Raw genomic sequence first — 21,283 nt, 5'->3', positions numbered from 1 at the left:
GAACCTTCGTCTTCTTGTCTGTGAGAGTTGTTGGGATGAACCGCAGCAACAGTTGCGAACCCGCATTCTCTCAGCCGACCCGCTTCCGATCCGCAACCCCCGGCCGGAATATTTCTTTATCGATGACAATACCTTCCTCATTACGAATGATGGCATCGACATCGTTACGAATGACGGTCTCAATCTGGTGACGAACTGATGGTCGATTACACCACCTACGTTGCCGATCTGGACAATATGATCGCAATGGACGCCACCGATACGACGTTCCAAGAAATCATTCCGGCGATCATAAATTATGCGGAAATGCGGATATATCGAGAATTGGATCTTATCTCGACAATATTCCGCGACACGAGCGTATCTTTGACGACGGCCAATCCAAACGCCACGTTGCCAAGTACCTTCGTCACCGTGCAAGGGATCAATGTTTTGACCCCCATCGCAACTGATCCCCGTACTGCGGTCAGAAATCCTCTAGTCCCGACTTCGAAAGAGGTGATTTACGCACTGTGGGGGAACCCTAATTCGACGGGACTTCCCACCATGTACGCGATGGTCGATCAATGGAAACTGATCCTTGGACCCTCCCCAGACAATTTTTACACTCTGGAGGCTTACGGGACGCAAAGGCCGGCGCCATTGTCGGCATCGAATACGACAACCTTCCTTACGACCTATCTCTATGACCTGTTTATCGCAGCGTCGATGGTATTCGTGTCGGGCTATATGAGAAATTTCTCCTCATCCGGCAGTGACCCGCAAATGCCGATCAATTGGGAACAGCAATACCAAGCCCTCAAGGGCTCCGCAGCTATCGAAGAGCTACGAAAGAAATCGTGGTCAGATTCGTGGACTGCATTTTCTCCTACGCCCTTAGCCCAACCTCCAAGAGGGTAAATTAGTGTTTGTTGAAGATCGCACTGATCTCGATGCTGAAAGGCTCCGAGAGCTGGTAAACTATGACCCATCGCCGGGTATTTTTACGAGAAAATCTGCCCCCAACAAGTACGCGCGTTATAAAGTCGGAGACGTGGCAGGTAGCCTTTCCGCGAAAGGGTACATCAGAATATGCGTCGATGGGAATGTATATCCAGCCCATCGTTTGGCATGGCTTTATATGATGGGCGAATGGCCTAGCGATCAGATCGACCATAAAGATCTGAATAAGTCGAACAACGCCTGGGATAACCTTCGGCTCGCGACGAATGGGCAGAACAAGGCAAATTCTCCCGTCTACAAAACGACAAAGAGCGGCCTAAAGGGCGCCTATTGGGAAGGCAACCGGAAGGGCACGAAAAATTGGTCCGCGAGAATTCGTCACGATGGGAGGCTTCGGCACATCGGATACTTCTACACCGCCGAAGAAGCCCATAAAGCCTATGGGGTGGCCGCTAAGGCGCTTCACGGCGAATTCTCGCGGGTCTAATCCATGCCCTTACAGACGATTACATTGGCGCCCGGTGTCAATACCGAGGCTACGCCGACGCAGAATATGGGTGTGATCCAGACATCACAGCTTATCCGCTTCAAGGCAGCCGGGAATATGGTCCTGGCTGAAAAGATGGGCGGATGGCAGAAGTTCTACCCGCAATCCGTTGGCTCGCCGATCCGCGCTCTTCATGCATGGGAGGGCATCAACGCAGATTCCCATCTTGGAATAGGAGCGGAAGAATCCCTTAGCGTCCTGAGCGGAAACTATTATCAGAATGTCACGCCTCACATCGCCGTCAGTAACATAGCGCCTGATTTCTCGACGGTCTCCGGTAGCGCTGTCGTAACGATTATCGATACCAATATCGTCCCTTCGAGCTTGGATTCGATCTATATCGAAACGCCAATTGCAATTGGCGGCCTTATCCTGCAGGGGCCATATGCGATCAACAGCGTTCCTTCGACAAATACGTATCTGATCACCGCGGCGTCCAACGCAACCAGCACCGTTTCCCACGCTGGCGCCCTCCCGACCTTTACTACTCTCATCGGTACACCGGGCATTACGATTTCGCTGGACAATCATGGATTCGTTGTCGGCTCGAGTTTCGCAATTTCGACACCAACGGTCGTGGGAGGCTTAACGTTAAGCGGCTCGTACATTGTTCAGTCTGTCCCCACCGCAGATACGTTCACGATCAACGCTTCAAATGCCGCAACATCGAGCGCGACAGTCCCGATGAATGGCGGCAATGCACAGATCATCTATTATATCGGCATTGCCTTTGCACCGCCCCCGGGTGGATATGGCGTCAATACGTACGGAACCGGAACATACGGAACGGGTGAAGCACCTTCGCCAAGTGAAGGTTCGCCGATCACGACAACTAATTGGACGTTGGACAATTGGGGTGAAATTCTGATCGCATGTCCTTCCAACGGGCCGATTTATACGTGGTCGCCAGATAGCGGTTATTCTGTTGCCACGAAGGTTATTCAGGCCCCTCTCATCAATGGGGGAATATTTGTTTCAGAGCCGTCACAAATACTCGTGGCATGGGCATCGTCAGTGAATGGTGTTCAAGATCCGCTGCTTATCAATTGGTCGGATTCAAGCGATTACACGAATTGGTCGGTAACGGCCCTCACACAGGCAGGTGGCTATCGCATTCCGACAGGTTCCAAAATCGTCGGCGGTCTGCAAGGGCCGCAGTTCGGGTTCATCTGGACCGACATCGATGTCTGGGCCATGCAATATATCCAGCCGCCCTTTGTCTTCGGGTTCAATAAGCTGGCCGAAGAATGCGGTCTTATCGCTAGACATGCAGCATGCGTCGTGAATTCTACCGTCTACTGGATGGGGAACAATCAATTTTACCTCTATGCCGGCGCTGGTGTTCAACCGATCGTGTGCTCTGTCTGGGATACTGTTTTCCAAGATCTCGATCTTCAGAACATCGACAAGATAACCGCCGCTTCCAATAATGGCTTTGGAGAGGTTGCCTGGCATTACCCCTCGATCTCGAACGGTACCGGAGAAGTTGACTCCTATGTGAAATACAATTTCATCCTCAACTGCTGGGATTATGGCAAGCTTGCCAGAACGGCTTGGATCGATCAGTCCGTCCTTGGGCAGCCGATTGGTGGCTCCCCGGATGGTTATGTCTACCAGCACGAGACTACGAATGATGCTGATGGCTCTCCGATGGGGGAGTATTTCGAAACGGGATATGTGCAGATCTCCCAAGGCGAGGAATTAATGTTCCTAGACTGGATGATCCCTGATTTCCGATATGGGAAATACAACTCCGCTCCGAACGCTACCCTCAATATCACCCTAAAATATACGGATTATCCCAGCGGTCAGGTAAAGACCAAGGGACCATATCAAGTCAACAGCGCCACCAGTTACAAAAATCCTCGGCTCAGAGGACGACAGGTTTCCATGCGCATAGAAGGCGCTGGATTGGGATCTTGGTGGCGCATGGGGGGCTTGCGATATAGAGCGGCCCCGGATGGAAAGCGATGAACATGGCGACAGGATCGGATAGCATCTGGAATATTCTGAACCAAGGCGTCCAGGCCATTAATAGTCTGCGCCAGGTTCTCTTGTCAGTATTCCCGCAAACGGGCGGAACGGCAACAACAGCAACAGGGGGCTCTGCCACATTGCCGGCAAATCCTGTTGGATTTATCGTCGTCACGCTCCCAGACGGAACGAGTGCCAAGGTTCCATACTATGTCTAAGCCCGCAGCACCCGGAAGCGGCGCAGACGATGTGGGAGCTGCTATGAGGCTCGCTGCGACACCATACACGCGTCCAGCGCCTACCATAGGCGCGCTGAAATCCCATGTCGCTGGTCGTACCGATCATCTCCCGATCGATGTCCCGGCCGAAAGCTTCGTGATCCCGGCCGATGTCGTCTCTGGTCTCGGGGAGGGGAATTCAGAGAATGGTCACAAGATCCTCGATCATCTTTTCAATCTCCCAGGCGGGGCGGCTCCCGCGGCGATCCATCGCAAGGATGGGGGCGCCGTGCCTATCATGGCAGCGGGCGGAGAATATGTGGTCCCTCCTGAAGTCATCGCAAAGCTTGGCGGCGGCGATTTGAAGAGAGGGCATAAAATCCTCGAGCATTTCGTTCTGCATACCCGCAAGCAGACGATCAAAACCCTGAAAAAACTCCCAACTCCCCACAAATAGAAAGCCGAATATGTCTGATGACGTTCGCCTCGCGGTTCCGGCCGACGAGGATAAAATCGTTGCCATGATCAGCCTTTTGCACGACGAGAATGGATTATTCCCGCTCTCTCCAGACCGCGTCAGGGCATATATGCAGCGGTATTTCCGAAGACAAGGTGCCTTGATTGGCGTTGTCGGCGAAATTGGCGATCCGGTCGGTAGCATCTATCTCGGCATTGAACAGCCCTATTATTCCGAGGCTTGGTATCTCAACGAAGCATGGAATTTCGTCCATCCTGATCACAGACGCTCCGACTATGCCAAGAAACTCCTCGGATGGGCCAAGGAAAAATCAGAAGAGATGAAAATACCGCTGATGGTGGGAATCGTCAGCAATCATCGAACCGAGGCAAAGGTTCGCCTTTACGAAAAGCAGTTGGAAAAGGCTGGCGCGTTCTTCGTCTGGAACCGCCATTTTGCAGGCCCATGCGCGTGGGACAAGTAAGGAACGATAATGGGCGGTAAAAGTTCAACTTCGACTACCAAGACCGAGCTGCCTCCGGAGATTATGAAGGCCTATCAGGGTCTCATTAATCAGGCAACGCCGATCTCCCAGACACCGTATCAGCCCTATACGGGTGGCGTAAACGGATCTGGTTTCGAACAGAACCAAGTCACCGGCTTCAATAACATCGCCAATCTTGCCGGTTCTTCGAACGGTGCGTTTAATTCCGCCTCGAATGCACTGGCCTCGACTGCTACACCGACTTCGGCCAGCGTCGGCCAGTATATGAGCCCATATTTGAACAGCGTCGTTCAGTCGACAATGGCAAATATGAACGAGCAGAATGCCGAACAGCAGCAGGGCGTTCTCGGCAATGCTGCGGCGCAAGGCGCACTCGGCGGCAACCGTGTTGGTGTTGCCCAATCCGAACTCGCTCGCCAGCAGAACCTTGCCAACCAACAGACTATTTCCGGCCTTTATAATCAGGGCTACAATACCGCCCTTGGTGCGGCGCAGTCAGATAAGAATGCCGCTCTGCAGGCAGGCTCGGAATATGCCAATCTTGGTCAGACCGCGATGCAGACCAACCTTGCCCAGGCGGCCGCCCAAGTCGGAGCTGGCACCCAGCAGCAGCAGTGGAATTACCAGCAGTATCAGAACGCAAAATCCTATCCGTTCGAGACGACATCCTGGCTTGCCAATATCGTCGAGGGGCTGGGGTCTGGAAGCGGCGGCACGACCACGTCCACTCAACCATCCGGCAATACCGGTAGCGCGGTTCTTGGTGGTGTTCTTGGCCTCGCATCCCTGTTCAATAAGGGTGGCGTCGTCGGTGAAGAGAACAGACCGCATCGTGCCCAGGGCGGCATTATCCCATATACCGGATCGTCTGGCATTGCTGCGAACAACAATAATCCTGCCGGCGCTAATGATAATTTCGGCACGAGCTATGTCCCTCAGGTTGCCACTGCTGGCATAACTCCGGGCCACTCCACTCTACCGCAGGCACCCCAAGGTGGGCAGCAGCAGGATCAGGGCCAGCAGATGCTTCAGCAGGGCATCAAGGCTGCTGAGACCAATCTGAAGCAGAAATATCCAAATGGGATCGTTGCGGGTCTGTCGCAGCCGGCCACGACTGGCCTCGGCACGTCAACCTCTGCACCGATAACTACCACGCCCGTGCCATCGAACCCAGGTGTTCTCTCCTCTCTCGGCAGCTTCTTTGGCTTTGCCGATGGCGGCGTGGCACGTCGCGGTTATGATGACGGTGGCTATGTCGACCCGCGTGTAGTGGCGGTTCCTGTTGTCCCGGATGCATCGACGGTCGATCCCGCGACGATTTCTCCGTCCCAGATGAAAGCCGTTCTAGATGCCGCCGGCCAGCAGGCTCCGGCTCCAGCGGCCCCTCAAAATGCTGGCGTCGTTCCTCAGCAGCAGAACGCACAGCCTGCAGCACCTCCATTGGCTCCTCCTACGACTGTTCGGGATATGCCAGTCGCTGGGGTTGTTCCACAGCACGATACGCCTTCGCAGGCCTCTTCTCCTCACCAGTATAATATCGGCAATGCTCCGCAGATGACGCCTAATTTCGACAAGATCAATAATAGCTATGGCTTGCCGGCGGGGTATCTTAACAGGACGGCCTATATCGAGAGTTCCTTCAATCCGAATGCCAATAATGGCATTTCGAAAGGAGAATTTCAGTTCACCAATGCGACGGCAGGTCAATATGGGCTTAAAAATCCATTCGACCCTATGGCATCGGCAGATGCAGCGGCGCGTCTTGCGGTCGATAACCAGAAATTTCTTGCCCACGGTCTTGGCCGTGAACCGACTGCGGGCGAACTCTATCTTGCTCACCAGCAGGGTGCGGCCGGTGCATTGAATCTTCTCAGCCATCCGGACGCGCCTGCAACCGACATTGTCGGTCGTCAGGCTGTTGTCGGAAATGGCGGGAGTGCCAACATGACCGCTCAGCAGTTTGCCAATCTTTGGACGAACAAGTTCAACGGCATGCCGGCAACGTCGGCTGGGTATCAGCCTACCGATTCAGGCGATACATCTTCTTCGTCCGGCGTAATGCCGTCTTTGCAAGGAGCTTCATCGGCCCCCGCTAGCAATAAGGGTGTTTCGTTTTCCAATGAAGCATCTTCACCTGGCTTCCTCAGTCGCTTGTTTGGTGGCCATGGACTTGGCCTGAGTGACGATCAGCGCATGGCGCTCCTTTCGGCAGGCCTCGGCATGATGGCAGGCACGAGCCCGAACTTTGCCACCAATGTCGGTACCGGCGGCATGAAGGGCGTTGACACCTACATGGCGAAGCAGCAGTTGAACCGTGAGAATGCGCTTGCTCAGTCTGAAATTTCCACGCGCTCCGGGCAGCTCGGATTGGAAGGAAAGCGCGTCGACATAGCAGGCCAACAACTCGCACTCGAGGCGAAGAAAGCCGCGTCTGAAATCGGGCTGCAAACCGCTCAAACCGGCAAGACCAATCTGGAAACACAGACGGGTCGTTGGCAGCAGACTGTGACGCCAGCTGGCATCATCGTTCGCGATATGACTGATCCGAATGCGCCTCCGAAGCTGACGACGTGGGATGACATTCAAAAGAATGGACCTCCGTCCACGGTCACCGGCAGCAATGAAGCTATTGGGGCATCTCTTGGATCAGGAACGCCTCAGGGGACTCCGGCAAGCGCACCCCAGCAGCCGAATAACGCACCGGTCAAAGCTGCTCCTACGACCCCTATCGGCGCGCCCGCTCAGGCTCAGCCATCACAGGCGCAAGGACAGCCTTCCCAAGCGCAATCGCAGCCCGTGTTCCGAACTGCGCCGCCACCCAATATCAAGATGGACCCTCGCGTCTTCTCGCCGACTGGTCAACAGATCGTTGCAGACGAAACGAAGGACGCATTAAAGGAAGCCCGTACCGAATATCAGGGTTCCGTCAACGCACAGACCCAACTCGGGGAAATGAAACACGATCTGGCGACTATTACCAATTCGGCATGGACCGCTCCGGGGACTGGCTTCCAAAGCCGTGTTCAATGGGCAAAGGCGGTCAATACTGCTTTTCAAGGGATGGGAGTGGAAGCTCCGATCGACGAAACTGCAGTCGCAGCCGGCGAGGATCTGAACAAGCTGACCACGCGTCTCGGATTTGATCTTGGCAAGACGCTCGGTTCTCGTGAAGCAGCGTCCATCATCGACCAGTCGGTATCCGCTGTTCCTGGCGGGGCAAATTCTCCCGAAGGTGCCCGCCGTATCATCTCCGGCATCGAGGCAGCTAATCAGAGGAAGATCGACTATTACAACTTCCTCCAGCAGTGGTCGGCAAAGGGATATGGCAGCATTCTCGGCGCCGATCAGGCGTTTAATCAGATGAACCCGCCAGAACTCTATGCCCTGGCGAGCTATGTCCCGGCAGGCGCTATCTCGGCTCTTCGCCAGAATCCGCAGTTGGCTCCTGACTTCGATGCAAAATACGGCATGGGACGCAGTGTCTCGCAGTATGTTCTTGGGGGCCAGTAAGTGGCAAACGCCTTTGATCAATTCGATAGCGCTGCACCGGCTATAGGTGGATCTCCGTCGACTGTAAACGCTGCTTCCCCGCCTGCCGGCGCAAATCCGTTCGATCAGTTCGATGATGCCCCAACAGCTTTTGGTGGGAAGGGCGCGTCGGCTGGCCCAGATCAAAGCAGCGCACCGTCGTCGCCGACTGTCGGCGATGTTGCCAAATCTGCCGGATGGGGATTGGTAACAGGTATCCCGCACGCCATCGCATCAACCGCTGATCTGATGGAGCAGGGGACTGCCAATGCGTTGACGTTCTCAGATCCGAACACGGGCGAGAACCAATTTCATCAGTTGGCGCGGAATCTCGGGATTATCAGCGGCGGAGAACCGACAACGTCGAATGCCTATGAGCCGACGACCGGAACCGATCTTAGGAATGTGGGGGCAGCCGTCCTTGATAAGACTGGTATCACCATTCCGGAACCTAAAAATGCTCCGGAACGGATTGCCCGAACTGCCGGTGAATTCGGATCGATGATGGTTGCGCCGGAACTGATGGGCGGCAAGATCGGATCCGCGGCAAAGGCTCTTGGTGTCGGTACCGTATCAGGTGCAGCATCGCAGACGGCTGCAGAGGCTGTTCCGGAGAAATATAAGCCGTTGGCCTCTCTGCTCGGCGGGGTCGGCGGCGGCATGGCTGGCGAAGCCGTTGCCTCGATTCCGAAGATTGTAGGGTCTGGCGCGCGCGCCGCTGTTGATTATGCTTCTCCGCTCACTGAAGGCGGTCAGCAACGCATGGCTGGAACCGCATTGCGTGAAGCAGCGTCCAATCCGGATGAGGCAATCAACGCGATCGATACCGCGCCGCGCAATATCGTTCCCGGCTCCAACCCGACCACGTTCCAGTTGACTGGTGATCCCGGTCTGGGAACGATGGAGCGTGCCGTTGCTACCAAGAATCCAGAACAGTTTCAGGGCCTGCGTGGTGAACAGAATGCCGCTCGCCTTGATGCGCTCTCGAATATTCAGTCTGAAGGCCATCCCGAGGCAGTTTCAGGGTTCTTTCGTGATCAGCTCCAGCAGATCGACAATGAAACGCAGCTCACGCACGACTTTGCCCAGAATTGGGCGCGGAATGAATTGGACGCCACGGGCGGCGGTCGTTCGCCTGAGGCATACGGCGAGGATATCAAGGGTCTCGTCAACCCGCAGATCGAATCTGCAACAAATACTGCTCGTACGGCGACCGAAGGGCTAGGAGGTGGTCGTCCAGAAGTTTTGGGGGAACAGGCGCGCACAGCTATCCAGAATCAGCTTGATGCCACGAAAGCACGCGAACGGCAACTTTGGAGCGCCGTGGATCCCGATGGAAAACTGATCACGGTCACTTCGCCGCTGAAGCAGGCCGCACAGCGCATCTATGGCGATATGGGTCCAGAAGCAGGCATTGGGATGGCTCCCGTGGAATCTGAGCTTTCGAAGGTCATCTCCAATTACGGCCAAACTCTGCCTTTCCAGCGCCTCGTCAATCTCCGTAGTGCCATTTCCCAAGCCATGCGCGATGCAAATTCACCATTATCGCCAAATCAGCCGGCTTATGGACGGCTCACACAGTTGCGAGGAGCCGTCGAGAACGCTATATCAGACAGCATTGCTCAGAAAGCCGCTCAGGAACAGCAGGCGGTTTCTACAGGAGCAATGAGTCCGCAGGAAACGACCATCCAGCGATGGGCTCGTGAAGTCCAAGGGAAAATGGATGCAAAACGCTCCGCTACAGCCAGATCTTCAGAATTTGCTCCAGATTTTGGAGAATCTTCCACTGGACGAGCAGAAGTACTTCCTGGCGAAATGGGAGCAGGAAGCCAAGCGGGAAGCCAAGCTGGCAGACCTTCGGGATCTACACCAAGTCAGGGATCTCTTGTCGATGAGGAATCAGCAGCGCGTCTGAAAAAGGCGACGGCTGCTACAACCGATCGCAAACAGACCTTCGGCGCCAAGCCTGTTTCTCAAATCCTCCAGCGCCCAGGCTCGACACAGCCATATATGATGCCGTCTGCAGGCGTGACATCATCGATCTGGAAGCCCGGTAACGCTGGTGCTGACACGGTTCGCTCTGCTCTCACTGCTGCAAAAGGCAGTCCTGAAGCCGTGGATGCAGTCAGAAACATGGCCGCAGCCTCTCTTCGTGAGCGTGCTCCGCAAGGCGTCATTACATCGAAAATCTTCAATCAGTGGCGCGCACAACATGCGCCGGCTCTTCAGGCCTTGGAACAGGCAGCGCCAGGGACGATCGCTCGGTTTGAAGGTGCGAGCCGCGCGGCCGAAGGTCTGCAGCGCTTCGAGAATTTCAATCCAGAAACCGCATCCGGCGTTCTTCCCGATCGCTATTTCTCGACCGGTGAAAAGGGTTTTGGCGCGGTCAACGACTTGCGCGAACTGGTCGGCAAAGACAAGGCCGATAAGCTTCTCTCAGATTATGCCGCAGATAGCCTCAGGAAGAGCGCGGCTCGTCCTGATGGTACGTTGGACCCCGCTAAGTTCGAGGCGTGGCAGAAGACGCACTCTGGCGCCCTGCGGGCAATTCCGGATCTACAGGCCAAGTTCATGACTGCTTCCAAGGCGGCAGATAATTTGGCTTCTGTAGCAGCGCAGCGCAAGGACGTTCTCGACGCCTACCAGAAGGGAGCTGTCGGCAAGCTTCTGAAGGTTGATGATCCGGCGGACGTGGTGCGCACGGTCGGTTCTATCTTCGGGCGCAATGACAGTGTCCAGCAGATGCGAGTGCTTGCTCAGGAAGCACAAAAGAATCCCGATGCTATCGCTGGTCTGCGAAAGTCGATTGTCGAGTATATGGAGAGCAAGCTCGTCTCCAATACAGAGGCAGCGACATCGGGGCGAAATCTCATAAAATCAGATGCTTTTCAGTCCTTCCTTGGAAAAAACTTCACGACGCTTCGTCAGGTTTTCAATGATGATGAGTTGAATACGATGCGTGCCGTGGCGCAGGATTTGAAGCGCGCCAATCGCTCTATCGCTTCATCGAAACTGCCAGGCGGCTCGAATACGGCTCAAGACTTAGCAGCTATAAATGCCCACGACATGAAAAGCTCATTGCTTGGAAAATTCGTGACGCATGCCGTTGGCAGTGGTGCTGGGTTTCTCAGTGGCGGTCCTCTTGGAACCGTAGCTGGTTTCATCGGTGGCCACGTTCTTGGCAGCATGCGTGAAGCGGGGATTAGAAACGTCAACGATCTCATCCGAGATGCGATGCTTAATCCTGATCTCGCCAAGACGCTGATGATGAAGGCCCCAAAACGGCTCGATACAGGATCGGAACTAACCCTGGCATCGAAACTGAAGCGCTTGGCAATGTTTTCGGGGATTAATAACGCCGACAACCAGAAAACTCACTGAATTATCTAATTATCTGTTATCGTTATACAAAAAGACGGCCGCGCAAGGTGCTACCAACACCAAGCGCGACCTAACCGAAACCGAACGCATGAGGTTCGATATGGCTAATTTACGTGTATGTTCGATACATGGTTGTGGCAATCGTTATTATGGCCGCAAGCTTTGCAACAAACATTGGCAACGGTTAAGAAAGCATGGAGATCCACTCGTTAGTGGCACAACGCCAAGGAATCCAATAAGATATATCCATGAAATTGTTCTCTCTTATGATGGTGACGAATGTCTCCTCTGGCCATTCGGCCGGATGTCTAATGGATATGGATTAGTAAGGGTCGACGGAAATTCGTGCTTAGCCAGTCGCGTGGTTTGCGAGCACGTTCACGGTGCTCCACCGACGCCAACTCATGAAGCAGCGCACTCATGCGGGAAAGGCCATCTCGGCTGCGTTACCAAACGTCATCTCTCTTGGAAGACGTCGACCGAGAATAAGGCAGATATGCTTATTCATGGGACTCGCCTTCGAGGCTCGGCGCATGGAGGCTCTAAGATAACCGAGAAAATCGCCCTTGAGATACGCTCGCTGAGAGGAAAAGTTCCTCAAGCCAATCTAGTGGCGAGATTTGGAATAAGCCAGACAACTATAAGCCGTATCCAGAATGGCGAGAGATGGGCATGGCTCGAATAAGCATCGTTATCTAGTTCTAGACATTCCAAGGCGCCTTTCAAGGCGCTTTTTCTTTGGGAGAATAGCCGTGCCATCAACGTTTACTCCGAATCTTCATCTTGAGCTTCAAGCAACAGGAGAAGACACCAATGTTTGGGGTCAGAATCTCAACAACAATGTCTTTTCGATTATCGATAACGCTCTCGGTGGAACGTTGTTGCTTCCCCTTACAAATATCAATGTGACGCTGACCACGACGCAAGCGCAGAACTCCATCATCGTTCTGTCCGGAACGCTTACTGCGAACGTCAGTATCATTTTCCCGAATATTGGCAGGACATATTTAATCGCGAATGTAACCAGCGGCGCATTTTCCGTCACCCTGTCAAACGGCGGTGCGGCTTCGATCGTAGTCCAGCAGGGAACTGGTGCCTATTATACCTGCAATACGACTGGCTTCTTCGGGACCCCCGATGTTCATGGTCCTGATGGGGCGCCAAATGGAAATCTTCCGATGTTCTCCGGGACGTCTGGAAAGGTTCTGGTTGATAGCGGGACTACCCCTCCTATCATAGCAACGCAGTCAGAAGCGGAGGCGGGGACAGACAATACAGTCTACAATACACCACTTCGGACAACTCAACAGACAACAGCACGCATCGCTTCTCAGCCCCAAGCGCAGGCTGGAACAGATAATAGCGCCATCATGACCCCGCTCCGGACATCGCAGGCCATCAATACGATCGGCACGGCTGCGCCCTCTCAATCTCAAGATGTCAACACGACAACTTTCCCCATTGGAACCGTTGTTATGGCGCAGGGGGCCGCAAATAGATGTGCTCTTGTTCCGGTGTTTTTGAGTGCCGTCGATAATCGGCGCTATACGCTGGCAGGAGGCGGGTCACAATTGGCGGGGAATTGGTTGGCTCGAGGCGAACTCGACGGATCTACGACCTTTACCATGGTTCAGAGGGCATCCTGATCATGGCAACGATCACAATCAATAATCTGCCGCCGGCCGTATCTCTCGATGGCACGGAATGGGTTCCTATCGCGAAAGACACGGGTTCTGGGTACGTTACGGAGAAGATATCTTCGACAGATCTGTCTAATTTCAATGCAACGTCTCCCTTCGTAGTGGCAGTGCCCACAACGCTACCGAATGCCCGTCTCTTGGAATCCGTCACCTCAGATGTAACGATCACGGATAACGGCGCCGGCGCCTCATTGGTCCTATCATTGCCGAACACTGCGGTTACGGCTGCGACCTATGGCGACAGCACTCATTTCCTTACGATAACGGTCGATGCCAAGGGAAGAATTACCAGCGCGACCAATCTGAGCGCCGTTGCATTCCTGACCTCCATCATCGCCAATCTTCCGACCGCTCCCATTGTCACGCCGACACTTTGGTTGAACGGCGGGATTCTTACCTACAGCTAATCCCTTAAAAGCTAGGACAACACATGAGATTTCTTCGCTATGCGATAGGGATTGCGCTTTCGCTCGCGCTCTCGTCTTCGGTTTTTGCACAGACGTATCCCAGCCCGAAGCTTGGATCTGCCATTTTCGTCGGCCCCACATCGGGTCAGACAGTTTTGCAGTCGAATTCGGTTGCCTCTGGAACGCTCACGCTTCCGTCTGCAACTGATACCTTGGTCGGCAAGAACACCACTGACACCCTCACAAATAAAACATTAACATCGCCGGCTATATCGGGGCCGACGTTTACCGGGATATTTACGGTTGGAGGCGTTGCGCAGACATTTCCCGGTTCCGGGATCATCGCTGGCACGACTGATATCCAAACGCTTACGAATAAAACTCTTACCGCTCCGACCATTTCCGGGCCTACAGTTACGGGGACCGGCACATATTCCGGTACGTCAAATTTCACCGGCCCATTCCAGATAAATGGCACAATTGAAACCTTTCCGGGGTCTGGCCTTCTAGTCGGCACAACCGATACCCAGACGCTGACAAACAAGACGCTTACAAGCCCAACTATTACCGGAGCAACCCTTGGGAATCCTTCTCTCACAAATCCGGTAGTAATTGGCAACGCAACATTCAATGGGTCCACTTCCGGAGCGACAACCCTCCAGGCTACGTCTGTAGCCTCGGGAGCGCTTACTCTGCCTGCTGCCACGGATACGCTCGTTGGAAAAGCAACGACTGACGCCTTTACCAATAAGACGTTTAATACGGCCGCCACGGGAAATATCCTCCAGATCAACGGAATCGGCATCACTGCGGTAACGGGATCTGGAAGCGTGGCTTTGGCCACATCCCCTGTGTTGGTTACGCCGAATCTTGGCACGCCTTCCGCTGCCACTTTGACGAATGCAACAGGACTACCTATCGCCTCGGGCGTAAGCGGGTTGGGGACGGGCGTTGCAACGTTTCTGGGGACGCCGAACAGCGCTAATCTTGCCGCCGCTATCACGGATGAAACGGGAACAGGATCTGCCGTTTTTGCGACATCGCCCACGTTTGTCACCCCGGTTCTTGGGGCCGCGTCTGGCACATCCCTCAATCTCTCAGGCCTGACCGCTTCGAGTGCAGTCGCAACAGATGCCAGCAAAAATCTGGTGAGTGTGACCAACACGGGGACGGGGAACAACGTTCTCGCCGTCTCTCCGGCTCTTACCGGCTCTCCGACCGCGCCGACACAGACGCAGGCCGATAATTCCACCAAGATTGCAACGACTGCATATGTCGATACTGGACTTGCAACGAAGCCGACGCTTGTCGGCGGTGTCATCCCTATCTCTCAAGGGGGGACGAACGCGGCGACTGCTTCCGCTGCTCGGACAAACTTAGGACTCGGCACTGCGGCAACTCAGAATACAGGTACGAGTGGAGCAAATCTGCCGTTCCTAAACGGCATAAATACATGGTCTGGAACCCAGACATTCTCTGGTAACAATGCTGTAATTGGAACTGATGCAGGACCAAATTTTGCTACTCTCAATACCGTTTATGACTCATGGCGCAACGCTGTTGGGACGACATGCCCTAACACGCTGGAATTCGGCGCAAATACGCTAGGTGTCGTAAATGCGATATCTGGTTGCGTCAATATACCTGCATCGACCACAACGAACACGAATTCCATAGGTGCGGGCGTTGCTGGTCATGCCATTACAGCGTCGACTACATTCAACGCTGTCGGCGCGTTCGGCCAGGCATTGACCAACAACTCGACTGGAACCGCTAATGCGTGGGGCGGCAACTTTGTTGGCAATAATTGTCCGCTGATGACATGCGCTACAAACACAGGCACGCACGCAAATGTACGCGGTATCGAAGTCGATGTGAACTATGCAGCAACTTCTGGGGGCGGGTCAGTTAACGGACTCATCAACGGGGCTCTCATTACCGGCGCGTTATGGGGAACTCCGAATACTGGCTACACTTCCCACGCACTGGAAATCGACGCCGCTGTTGGCAAGTGGCAATATGGGTTATGGATTAATACCGGCACGATTTCTGGGAATGCTATTCAGGTGAACGCAGTTGCGGCCGGCGCTAGTCAAGACAGCATGTCCATGCAATTTCAAGGCACGAATAGTGGCGGCGGTGGCGCAGGCGCAACGATCAACTGGGATCACACGTCCACCGCACTGAAAGTATCAAGTGATCTCGGCACCAGCGGTCACTTTGCTGGAAATCTAGGAACAATCCCAACTCTAAGCGGCTGCGGGAGCGCGACTATATCGGGAAGCGACAACGCCGGTACTGTTGTGCTATCAGCAACCGGAACATGTTCTGTTGTTTTTGCAAAAAGTTGGGCAACTTCTCCTCATTGTGTTTTGACTGCTCAAGGCACCACGACCCCAGGCAATCTGACGGTCACCGCGATTTCAACCACTTCGGTACAAATTAATTCGTCCTCAATCAATCAGGTCAATTATATCTGTATGCAGTAGAAATTATGGCGGAAGAATTCACGAATGGCTTCTTCCGCCTCATCTAAAATATAATCTTGCCGGGTATTTTAGATTTTCATATGTTCTCGTGCATTTAACGGGGGCAGCATGAAAACCATAGGGAAAATTCACTCATCCCAGATAGATCGATACGTCAAAGACGTTGACGATAGATTCGGAGGGGTGCACAAGCCGGGTTGGCTGGAATTTGTAAGTGATTTTGAACTCACCTACGAAACTGTTGTCGATATCACATTGGATCCATTTTCTGAGGAGTTTTTGCGTCAGCAACTTAACTTGCACATGGAGTTGACTGGGCGCGGTATAGACCAGCTAGAAAATGAGATTGTGCCGGTGGTGGTCCAGGATAATGCCGCCGGGGTCAATCCGTACAATTCAACCGATATAAGATCAGTAAGCCGCCATGCTGCAACATTGGCGATAGCGCTGCGTCTTGCGTCTCCTCCAGATGCAGCAAGAATCTTGGATCTTGGCGTTGGCGCGGGAATGTCTTCGGAATTGCTGGCATATTGCGGCGCTACCGTAACCTCCGTCGATATCACTCCCAGTTTTGTGGAGTTGATAAATTTAAGGGCAGCTCGGTTCGGCTACCCCATAAAGGCAGTGCAATCCAATTTTGATGATTATCAAGATGAATCCGGTTCCTATGATATGGCGATGTTTTTCGCATCTCTACATCACGGCATCAAACCATGGGAAATTCTTGAGAAAATATCGAAGCTTCTGAAATCTGATGGGAAAATAGCTTTGGCCGCTGAGCCCGTCCAAAAGCTTTGGTGGCCCTATTGGGGAATGAGGCTAGACCCAGAATCTGTGTATGTGGCCCGCAAATATGGGTGGTTCGAAAGCGGGTGGAGCGAAATATTCCTACGGAAGATGTTCCATAGGATTGGCTTTAAACTGGATATCACAACCGTTGATCCCAATCTCATCGAGGGTCAGGTAATTGCCATCGGGTCACGTTCACACGAACCATTGCCAGAAATGTCGATCGGCACTCCTCAAATAGAACGCCGGAAAAAGATATCCTTCGGCCCCGCAAGCGACGGGTTGCAGTATCTGACGCACGGATGGTCGTCTTCGTCTGATCCTTGGGGAATTTGGTCTAGCGGATCAAGATCTGGATTTCTCCTACATCTGCCGCCCGGCGATGAATGGACCGTTTCTGTTGAAGCTCATCCTATGGTGAGTGAGCAACATCGAACTCAAGTCATCAATATTGACGTGAACGGCGTTGAGTTGAAAACGTCACGCCTTGAAGCAAATAGAGACACGCTTACGATGCGGCGACCAGCCGTTTTCGATTTTACCTTTTCAAGAAAGAAAATAGGCTTATCGCTAGGCTCAAACCTCGTCGAGGTCGTATTCAACTATCCTGCGGCTACGAAAGCGCAAGACATCGGTAGGGGTAACGATCCCAGAACATTAGCGATTGGTCTTGTTTCTCTGGCAATAAGATAGCCAAGTAATTAATAGACATATCATCAAACAAGGGTCGCTTCGGCGGCCCTTTTCTATTGGAGCAAACAATGGACCGATCGAAATTTTTCGACGCGGTGCGATCCCCCGTATTCGGTGGAAAGATCTCGCAGACACAGGTCAATGGCATAGAAGCGATCCTCGACGCGGTGGATGCCAATGACGTCACGGATCTGCGCCAAGTCGCCTACATCCTCGCAACCCCGATGATCGAGACGGGAGGGAGCTTTGTTCCGATTGTCGAGAACCTGAACTACAGCGCCGATGGCCTGCGGGCGACCTTTCCCAAATACTTCACAGCCAGCCAGGCGGCGGCCTACGCGCGCCAGCCGCAGCGGATCGCCAACCATGCCTATGCAAACCGTATGGGCAATGGCAACGAGGCTAGCGGCGACGGGTGGCGCAATCGCGGACGTGGCTTTGTCCAGATTACAGGCCACGACAACTATGCCAAGTTCTCGAAAATCCTCGGCATCGACCTCGTCGGCAATCCCGATCTCGCTCTGAGCGATGACATCGCCGCCAAGATCATCGTGATCGGCATGCGTGATGGCATCTTCACCGGTCACAAGCTCTCCAACTATTTCGAACCGGGATCGGCCGATTGGGTCGGAGCTCGGTACATCGTCAATGGGCAAGACAAGGCCCAGCAGATCGCGAACTTCGGCCGCCAGTTCTATACGGGCCTGAAGTCCGCAGCATAAGCCCCCTCAACATCAAAGGACATCCCAATGCGTATCAAAAGCTTGGTGGCAGTAGCCGCCATGACGATCTTGCTTGGCTCGTGTGCGGCCCTGCAGACGCTCTCCAGCACCCAAGTCCCTATGTCGGCCATCATTGTGGCAGGCAACAGCGTGAACGCCGCTGAGACGGCCGCTACGGCCTACTTGCGCTATTGCACGCCGAACCCGTCGCCGGCCGGCTGCAATGACGATGCGATCAAGAACAAGATCGTTCCCGCCGTGAAATCGCTCCGGATCGCTCGCGATGCTGCTGAACAGTTCGCTGCGGATAATCCCAATGCCACGCTCGGCCCCTCAACGCTGATCGACGCTATCACCACTTCGGTTGCAGCGCTGCAGGCGATCCTCGTCCAGTACAACATCCCCACCAAGTCCTAAGAGGCTAGATCCCCATGAATCTCTCTATTCTCCTGACCGCGCTGAATGCCTTCCTGGCAGTCATCCCCAGCATCTCCAGCTCGACGGCGCTCAACAAGGTTGTCGCGGCGATCCTTTCTTTCGAGCCGATCATCACGCAGTTCTATGCCGAGGTCAAACCGGTGATCGAAAACATCATCGCCGCGGTATCGGCCAATCCCTCATCGACGGCGACGCAGCTCGCTGCCCTGAAGGCCCTCGATCTCACGACCGACAAAGCCTTCGATGACGCCTTCACGGCTTATGCGACCAATCATCCGACCGCCCCTTTGCCAGCAGCCGGTTAACGACCGGCGATCTATCCTCGAAAGGAGCCACAAAGATGGCTGATGTTCAACTTCAGATCAAAGCACAGATGGCCGAGGCAGTGACTTCGGTGGTCAAGCAGGATACCGTTCAGGCTGAACTTTCCGCAGTACCGGCGATCATCGACGCTTTGACGCCGGTCATCGATGCCATTCTTCATTCGACCAACAATGAGCCGTGGTATCAGTCTCGCGTCATCTGGGGCCAGATCATCACGGCTGGCGGTCTCGCGGCTGCTGGGTTCGGCGTCACGCTGAACGCATCGACACAAGAGCTTCTCGTTGCCCTGGCTGTCCCCGTCGCGGGCATTGTCGTGACGCTCTATGGGCGCCTGAAGGCAAAAAAGCCGATCGGCCAGTAATGCCATCCCGCATAGCGCTCGCGCTCTTCTTTCTCTGTGCCGGCACCTTTGTTTGCGCAATTGGTGCCGGCCTTCTCTCCATTCAGCATTGAAAGAATACCAATGACGCCAGCCGAAAACGATGTGCGCCTTCATCAGCAAATGGGTGAAGTTCTTGCCGAAATCCGAAATATTCGGGATACGCTGCGGCAATTTGAAATAAAAACAGATGCCAACCGCACAACTATGCATCAGCGCACTGATCAACTTGTCGACCGGCTAGGGAAGGTAGAGGGTAGCCTCGCCGTCGTCCAAGAGGACGTCAAAGAGATGAAGCCGACCATAGATGATGTAAAGGCATGGAGGCAGAGAGGTATTGGCGGCTTATTCATCGTCGGGATCGGAGCGTCGGCCCTGTCATTCCTCGTGACCACGTATTTTAGCAATATTATTGGCTGGATGACGAAGGCTGGGCCGTAACCTGCTAATCCGAAGCCCGCGACCAGCTCGCCTCTAGGCTTCGTCAACTAGATGCCCAAATAGCAATCTAGCCCTCTTCTCCCCACACTCGCATTTAAGCCGTTCCTCGATCTCTGTAATCAGAGAATGATGGAATCGTCCCGGTATCGCATCCCGGTCGAAATCCTTCTCTATGCCGCAAGCCTCGCACCTCACTCGGATATCGACGTGGCGCGGGCAGACATTGAGATAGCCCGTGGTAGAATTTCATTGTCGTGGCCTCCGTAGGTTTCCCCGGTGAAAGCCGCCCTGACGTTCTGATTATGTTCTACGAAGCCGATGAGTCAAGAACCTTGATCATCACCGCCAAAATCTCGCCGCAGCGATCCTTATAGTCTTTCGTCATAGCGACGCCGTGCTCATCTTCGCCAAGAGAATATGGATCGGCGCTCATGTCCGCAAACAATTGCGTTACGGCCACGCGAAGGGCCATGGCCTGGGCGTTGGAGAGTTCTACATCATTGATGAAGACTTTGGCTTCAGATCTCATCTCCGCACTTCCATCGCCCGCGCCAGCTTCTCAATCATCGACATTGATGCTATCCTTGGTTTGGAATCGTCCGCTAAGTTATTGATTCAGAGCGCGCGAAAACGTTCATGGTTTGGAGCTAAGTAGTGCTGATTTCATAGATTAAGCACAAGACTCTTAATCAGCGGGTCGTAGGTTCGAGCCCTACATCACCCACCATTATCTCCTTGAAAGCGCTGATTTATTCGCGGACGGAAGCCGGCATCGGTTTCCGATGCTTTGAATTCAGGTTCCCTTCCTTTTCATAGAAGCGGCGGCCGCGATCTCAACCTGGCGTTCCTCCAGCGGCTTCGTCGTGTGCTTACTATCGACGATGAGGCGCTGCACGTCTCGATGGCTACGCCGGCCTCGTCTGCGGCTGCGATGAAGGCATCGCGTGCGTCAGCCGGCTGTCCTATGCCGTGTTCGACATCCATGCAGATCTTGAGGGCAGAAAGAAACTTGTGGCCGTCTGCAACAGGCCACATATCGAGAAGCATCTTCCAAGCCTCCCGGGTCGTGCCGACCTTCAGAGTTTGATTGGTACGTGTGCAAATTACACACACAGGGAAAAGCCACGGTCTATCACTCATCGTCATTGTCCGGAGTTATGCGATGGGCATTTTAGAATCCCGGGACCACAGGCCCGCAATAAAGAATGACAAGTGTCGCGGCGATTTGTGGCGTGCAATTAACGATTTTCGTCCTTGCCGCGGGGATCGGGTGGGTGGAACGGTTCGATGCGCCTCTTCATGGCCCGATGAGCTGCAAGTCGATGACGCGTGAGAACGGCGCGGGGTTC

At 54.0% G+C, this 21,283-nt stretch carries 21 protein-coding genes; 18 read left to right on the top strand and 3 right to left on the bottom strand.

Translation table 11 applies throughout. From position 1 onward, the window contains the following. The first annotated feature begins 52 nt into the window (after positions 1–52). From GA0061101_RS39385 to GA0061101_RS15320, 11 genes are all read left to right on the top strand, one after another. Entirely contained in the window at positions 53–199 is a 147-nt protein-coding gene (locus tag GA0061101_RS39385) for a hypothetical protein (RefSeq protein ID WP_167669554.1), read from the top strand. Continuing rightward, positions 199–900: a phage adaptor protein gene (locus tag GA0061101_RS15360; protein ID WP_092573962.1), complete on the top strand. Its 702-nt coding sequence runs from the start codon at positions 199–201 to the stop codon at positions 898–900. Before GA0061101_RS39385 ends, GA0061101_RS15360 begins: the two co-directional genes overlap by 1 nt. 4 nt (positions 901–904) lie before the next feature. After that, entirely contained in the window at positions 905–1,429 is a 525-nt protein-coding gene (locus GA0061101_RS38640) for an HNH endonuclease (protein WP_141694072.1), read from the top strand. A gap of 3 nt (positions 1,430–1,432) precedes the next feature. After that, a complete protein-coding gene (locus tag GA0061101_RS15350) occupies positions 1,433–3,463 on the top strand; it encodes a hypothetical protein (RefSeq protein WP_092573958.1) in 2,031 nt (676 codons plus the stop codon). After that, the gene (locus tag GA0061101_RS38635; RefSeq protein WP_141694071.1) at positions 3,460–3,681 is read left to right on the top strand and encodes a hypothetical protein; all 222 of its coding nucleotides are present in this window, start codon (positions 3,460–3,462) and stop codon (positions 3,679–3,681) included. Before GA0061101_RS15350 ends, GA0061101_RS38635 begins: the two co-directional genes overlap by 4 nt. A gap of 43 nt (positions 3,682–3,724) precedes the next feature. Continuing rightward, positions 3,725–4,138: a hypothetical protein gene (locus GA0061101_RS15345; RefSeq protein ID WP_092573956.1), complete on the top strand. Its 414-nt coding sequence runs from the start codon at positions 3,725–3,727 to the stop codon at positions 4,136–4,138. 64 nt (positions 4,139–4,202) lie between these two features. Further along, positions 4,203–4,622 (top strand): GNAT family N-acetyltransferase, encoded by a 420-nt coding sequence (locus GA0061101_RS15340; protein WP_167669553.1) that lies wholly within the window; start codon positions 4,203–4,205, stop codon positions 4,620–4,622. 9 nt (positions 4,623–4,631) lie between these two features. Then, positions 4,632–8,153: a hypothetical protein gene (locus tag GA0061101_RS15335; RefSeq protein WP_141694070.1), complete on the top strand. Its 3,522-nt coding sequence runs from the start codon at positions 4,632–4,634 to the stop codon at positions 8,151–8,153. Then, positions 8,154–11,552 (top strand): hypothetical protein, encoded by a 3,399-nt coding sequence (locus GA0061101_RS15330; protein ID WP_141694069.1) that lies wholly within the window; start codon positions 8,154–8,156, stop codon positions 11,550–11,552. 752 nt (positions 11,553–12,304) lie between these two features. Then, complete coding sequence (locus tag GA0061101_RS15325) at positions 12,305–13,198, top strand: hypothetical protein (protein WP_092573951.1); 894 nt, start codon at positions 12,305–12,307, stop codon at positions 13,196–13,198. 2 nt (positions 13,199–13,200) lie between these two features. Further along, positions 13,201–13,659 carry a hypothetical protein gene (locus GA0061101_RS15320; RefSeq protein WP_092573950.1) on the top strand — a complete coding sequence of 153 codons (459 nt, stop codon included), beginning with the start codon at positions 13,201–13,203 and terminating at the stop codon, positions 13,657–13,659. A gap of 145 nt (positions 13,660–13,804) precedes the next feature. On the opposite strand, the gene GA0061101_RS38630 is transcribed toward GA0061101_RS15320, so the two are convergent. Next, positions 13,805–14,707 (bottom strand): hypothetical protein, encoded by a 903-nt coding sequence (locus GA0061101_RS38630; RefSeq protein WP_141694068.1) that lies wholly within the window; start codon positions 14,705–14,707, stop codon positions 13,805–13,807. A gap of 100 nt (positions 14,708–14,807) precedes the next feature. On the opposite strand from GA0061101_RS38630, the gene GA0061101_RS38625 reads away from it, so the two are divergent. The 7 genes from GA0061101_RS38625 (at position 14,808) to GA0061101_RS15290 (ending at position 19,934) form a co-directional block, all read left to right on the top strand. Continuing rightward, complete coding sequence (locus GA0061101_RS38625; RefSeq protein WP_141694067.1) at positions 14,808–16,148, top strand: hypothetical protein; 1,341 nt, start codon at positions 14,808–14,810, stop codon at positions 16,146–16,148. A 108-nt stretch (positions 16,149–16,256) separates the two neighbouring features. Then, positions 16,257–17,630, top strand: coding sequence for a class I SAM-dependent methyltransferase (locus GA0061101_RS15315; RefSeq protein WP_092573949.1), 1,374 nt, complete (start codon positions 16,257–16,259; stop codon positions 17,628–17,630). Between the two features lie 68 nt (positions 17,631–17,698). Next, complete coding sequence (locus GA0061101_RS15310) at positions 17,699–18,352, top strand: glycoside hydrolase family 19 protein (protein WP_092573947.1); 654 nt, start codon at positions 17,699–17,701, stop codon at positions 18,350–18,352. Positions 18,353–18,379: 27 nt separating this feature from the next. Further along, positions 18,380–18,769, top strand: a complete 390-nt coding sequence (locus tag GA0061101_RS15305; RefSeq protein WP_092573944.1) for a hypothetical protein — start codon at positions 18,380–18,382, stop codon at positions 18,767–18,769. Positions 18,770–18,783: 14 nt separating this feature from the next. Further along, positions 18,784–19,095 carry a hypothetical protein gene (locus tag GA0061101_RS15300; protein WP_092573942.1) on the top strand — a complete coding sequence of 104 codons (312 nt, stop codon included), beginning with the start codon at positions 18,784–18,786 and terminating at the stop codon, positions 19,093–19,095. 35 nt (positions 19,096–19,130) lie between these two features. Continuing rightward, positions 19,131–19,475 carry a hypothetical protein gene (locus tag GA0061101_RS15295; RefSeq protein ID WP_092573940.1) on the top strand — a complete coding sequence of 115 codons (345 nt, stop codon included), beginning with the start codon at positions 19,131–19,133 and terminating at the stop codon, positions 19,473–19,475. Between the two features lie 102 nt (positions 19,476–19,577). Further along, positions 19,578–19,934: a DUF1515 family protein gene (locus tag GA0061101_RS15290; protein ID WP_092573938.1), complete on the top strand. Its 357-nt coding sequence runs from the start codon at positions 19,578–19,580 to the stop codon at positions 19,932–19,934. Positions 19,935–20,241: 307 nt separating this feature from the next. Here GA0061101_RS15290 and GA0061101_RS15285 read toward each other — a convergent pair whose 3' ends face one another. Further along, positions 20,242–20,463: a hypothetical protein gene (locus GA0061101_RS15285; protein ID WP_092573936.1), complete on the bottom strand. Its 222-nt coding sequence runs from the start codon at positions 20,461–20,463 to the stop codon at positions 20,242–20,244. Between the two features lie 281 nt (positions 20,464–20,744). Continuing rightward, on the bottom strand, positions 20,745–21,074 hold the full coding sequence (locus tag GA0061101_RS15280) for a DUF982 domain-containing protein (RefSeq protein WP_092574190.1): 330 nt from the start codon (positions 21,072–21,074) through the stop codon (positions 20,745–20,747). Positions 21,075–21,283 lie beyond the last annotated feature (209 nt).

Source organism: Martinezella lusitana (genome assembly GCF_900094565.1).
GTDB lineage: Bacteria > Pseudomonadota > Alphaproteobacteria > Rhizobiales > Rhizobiaceae > Rhizobium > Rhizobium lusitanum.
This window is presented reverse-complemented; position numbering and strand designations above follow the sequence as displayed.

Bases quoted from the DNA above. Each gene is read 5' to 3' on its own strand.
- GA0061101_RS15360 (WP_092573962.1), top strand. From the start codon at position 199: ATGGTCGATTACACCACCTACGTTGCCGATCTGGACAATATGATCGCA.
- GA0061101_RS15345 (WP_092573956.1), top strand. From the start codon at position 3,725: ATGAGGCTCGCTGCGACACCATACACGCGTCCAGCGCCTACCATAGGC.
- GA0061101_RS15335 (WP_141694070.1), top strand. From the start codon at position 4,632: ATGGGCGGTAAAAGTTCAACTTCGACTACCAAGACCGAGCTGCCTCCG.
- GA0061101_RS15340 (WP_167669553.1), top strand. From the start codon at position 4,203: ATGATCAGCCTTTTGCACGACGAGAATGGATTATTCCCGCTCTCTCCA.
- GA0061101_RS38635 (WP_141694071.1), top strand. From the start codon at position 3,460: ATGAACATGGCGACAGGATCGGATAGCATCTGGAATATTCTGAACCAA.
- GA0061101_RS15290 (WP_092573938.1), top strand. From the start codon at position 19,578: ATGACGCCAGCCGAAAACGATGTGCGCCTTCATCAGCAAATGGGTGAA.
- GA0061101_RS15295 (WP_092573940.1), top strand. From the start codon at position 19,131: ATGGCTGATGTTCAACTTCAGATCAAAGCACAGATGGCCGAGGCAGTG.
- GA0061101_RS15320 (WP_092573950.1), top strand. From the start codon at position 13,201: ATGGCAACGATCACAATCAATAATCTGCCGCCGGCCGTATCTCTCGAT.
- GA0061101_RS15310 (WP_092573947.1), top strand. From the start codon at position 17,699: ATGGACCGATCGAAATTTTTCGACGCGGTGCGATCCCCCGTATTCGGT.
- GA0061101_RS15285 (WP_092573936.1), bottom strand. From the start codon at position 20,463: ATGAGATCTGAAGCCAAAGTCTTCATCAATGATGTAGAACTCTCCAAC.
- GA0061101_RS15315 (WP_092573949.1), top strand. From the start codon at position 16,257: ATGAAAACCATAGGGAAAATTCACTCATCCCAGATAGATCGATACGTC.
- GA0061101_RS15350 (WP_092573958.1), top strand. From the start codon at position 1,433: ATGCCCTTACAGACGATTACATTGGCGCCCGGTGTCAATACCGAGGCT.
- GA0061101_RS15280 (WP_092574190.1), bottom strand. From the start codon at position 21,074: ATGAGTGATAGACCGTGGCTTTTCCCTGTGTGTGTAATTTGCACACGT.
- GA0061101_RS15300 (WP_092573942.1), top strand. From the start codon at position 18,784: ATGAATCTCTCTATTCTCCTGACCGCGCTGAATGCCTTCCTGGCAGTC.
- GA0061101_RS15305 (WP_092573944.1), top strand. From the start codon at position 18,380: ATGCGTATCAAAAGCTTGGTGGCAGTAGCCGCCATGACGATCTTGCTT.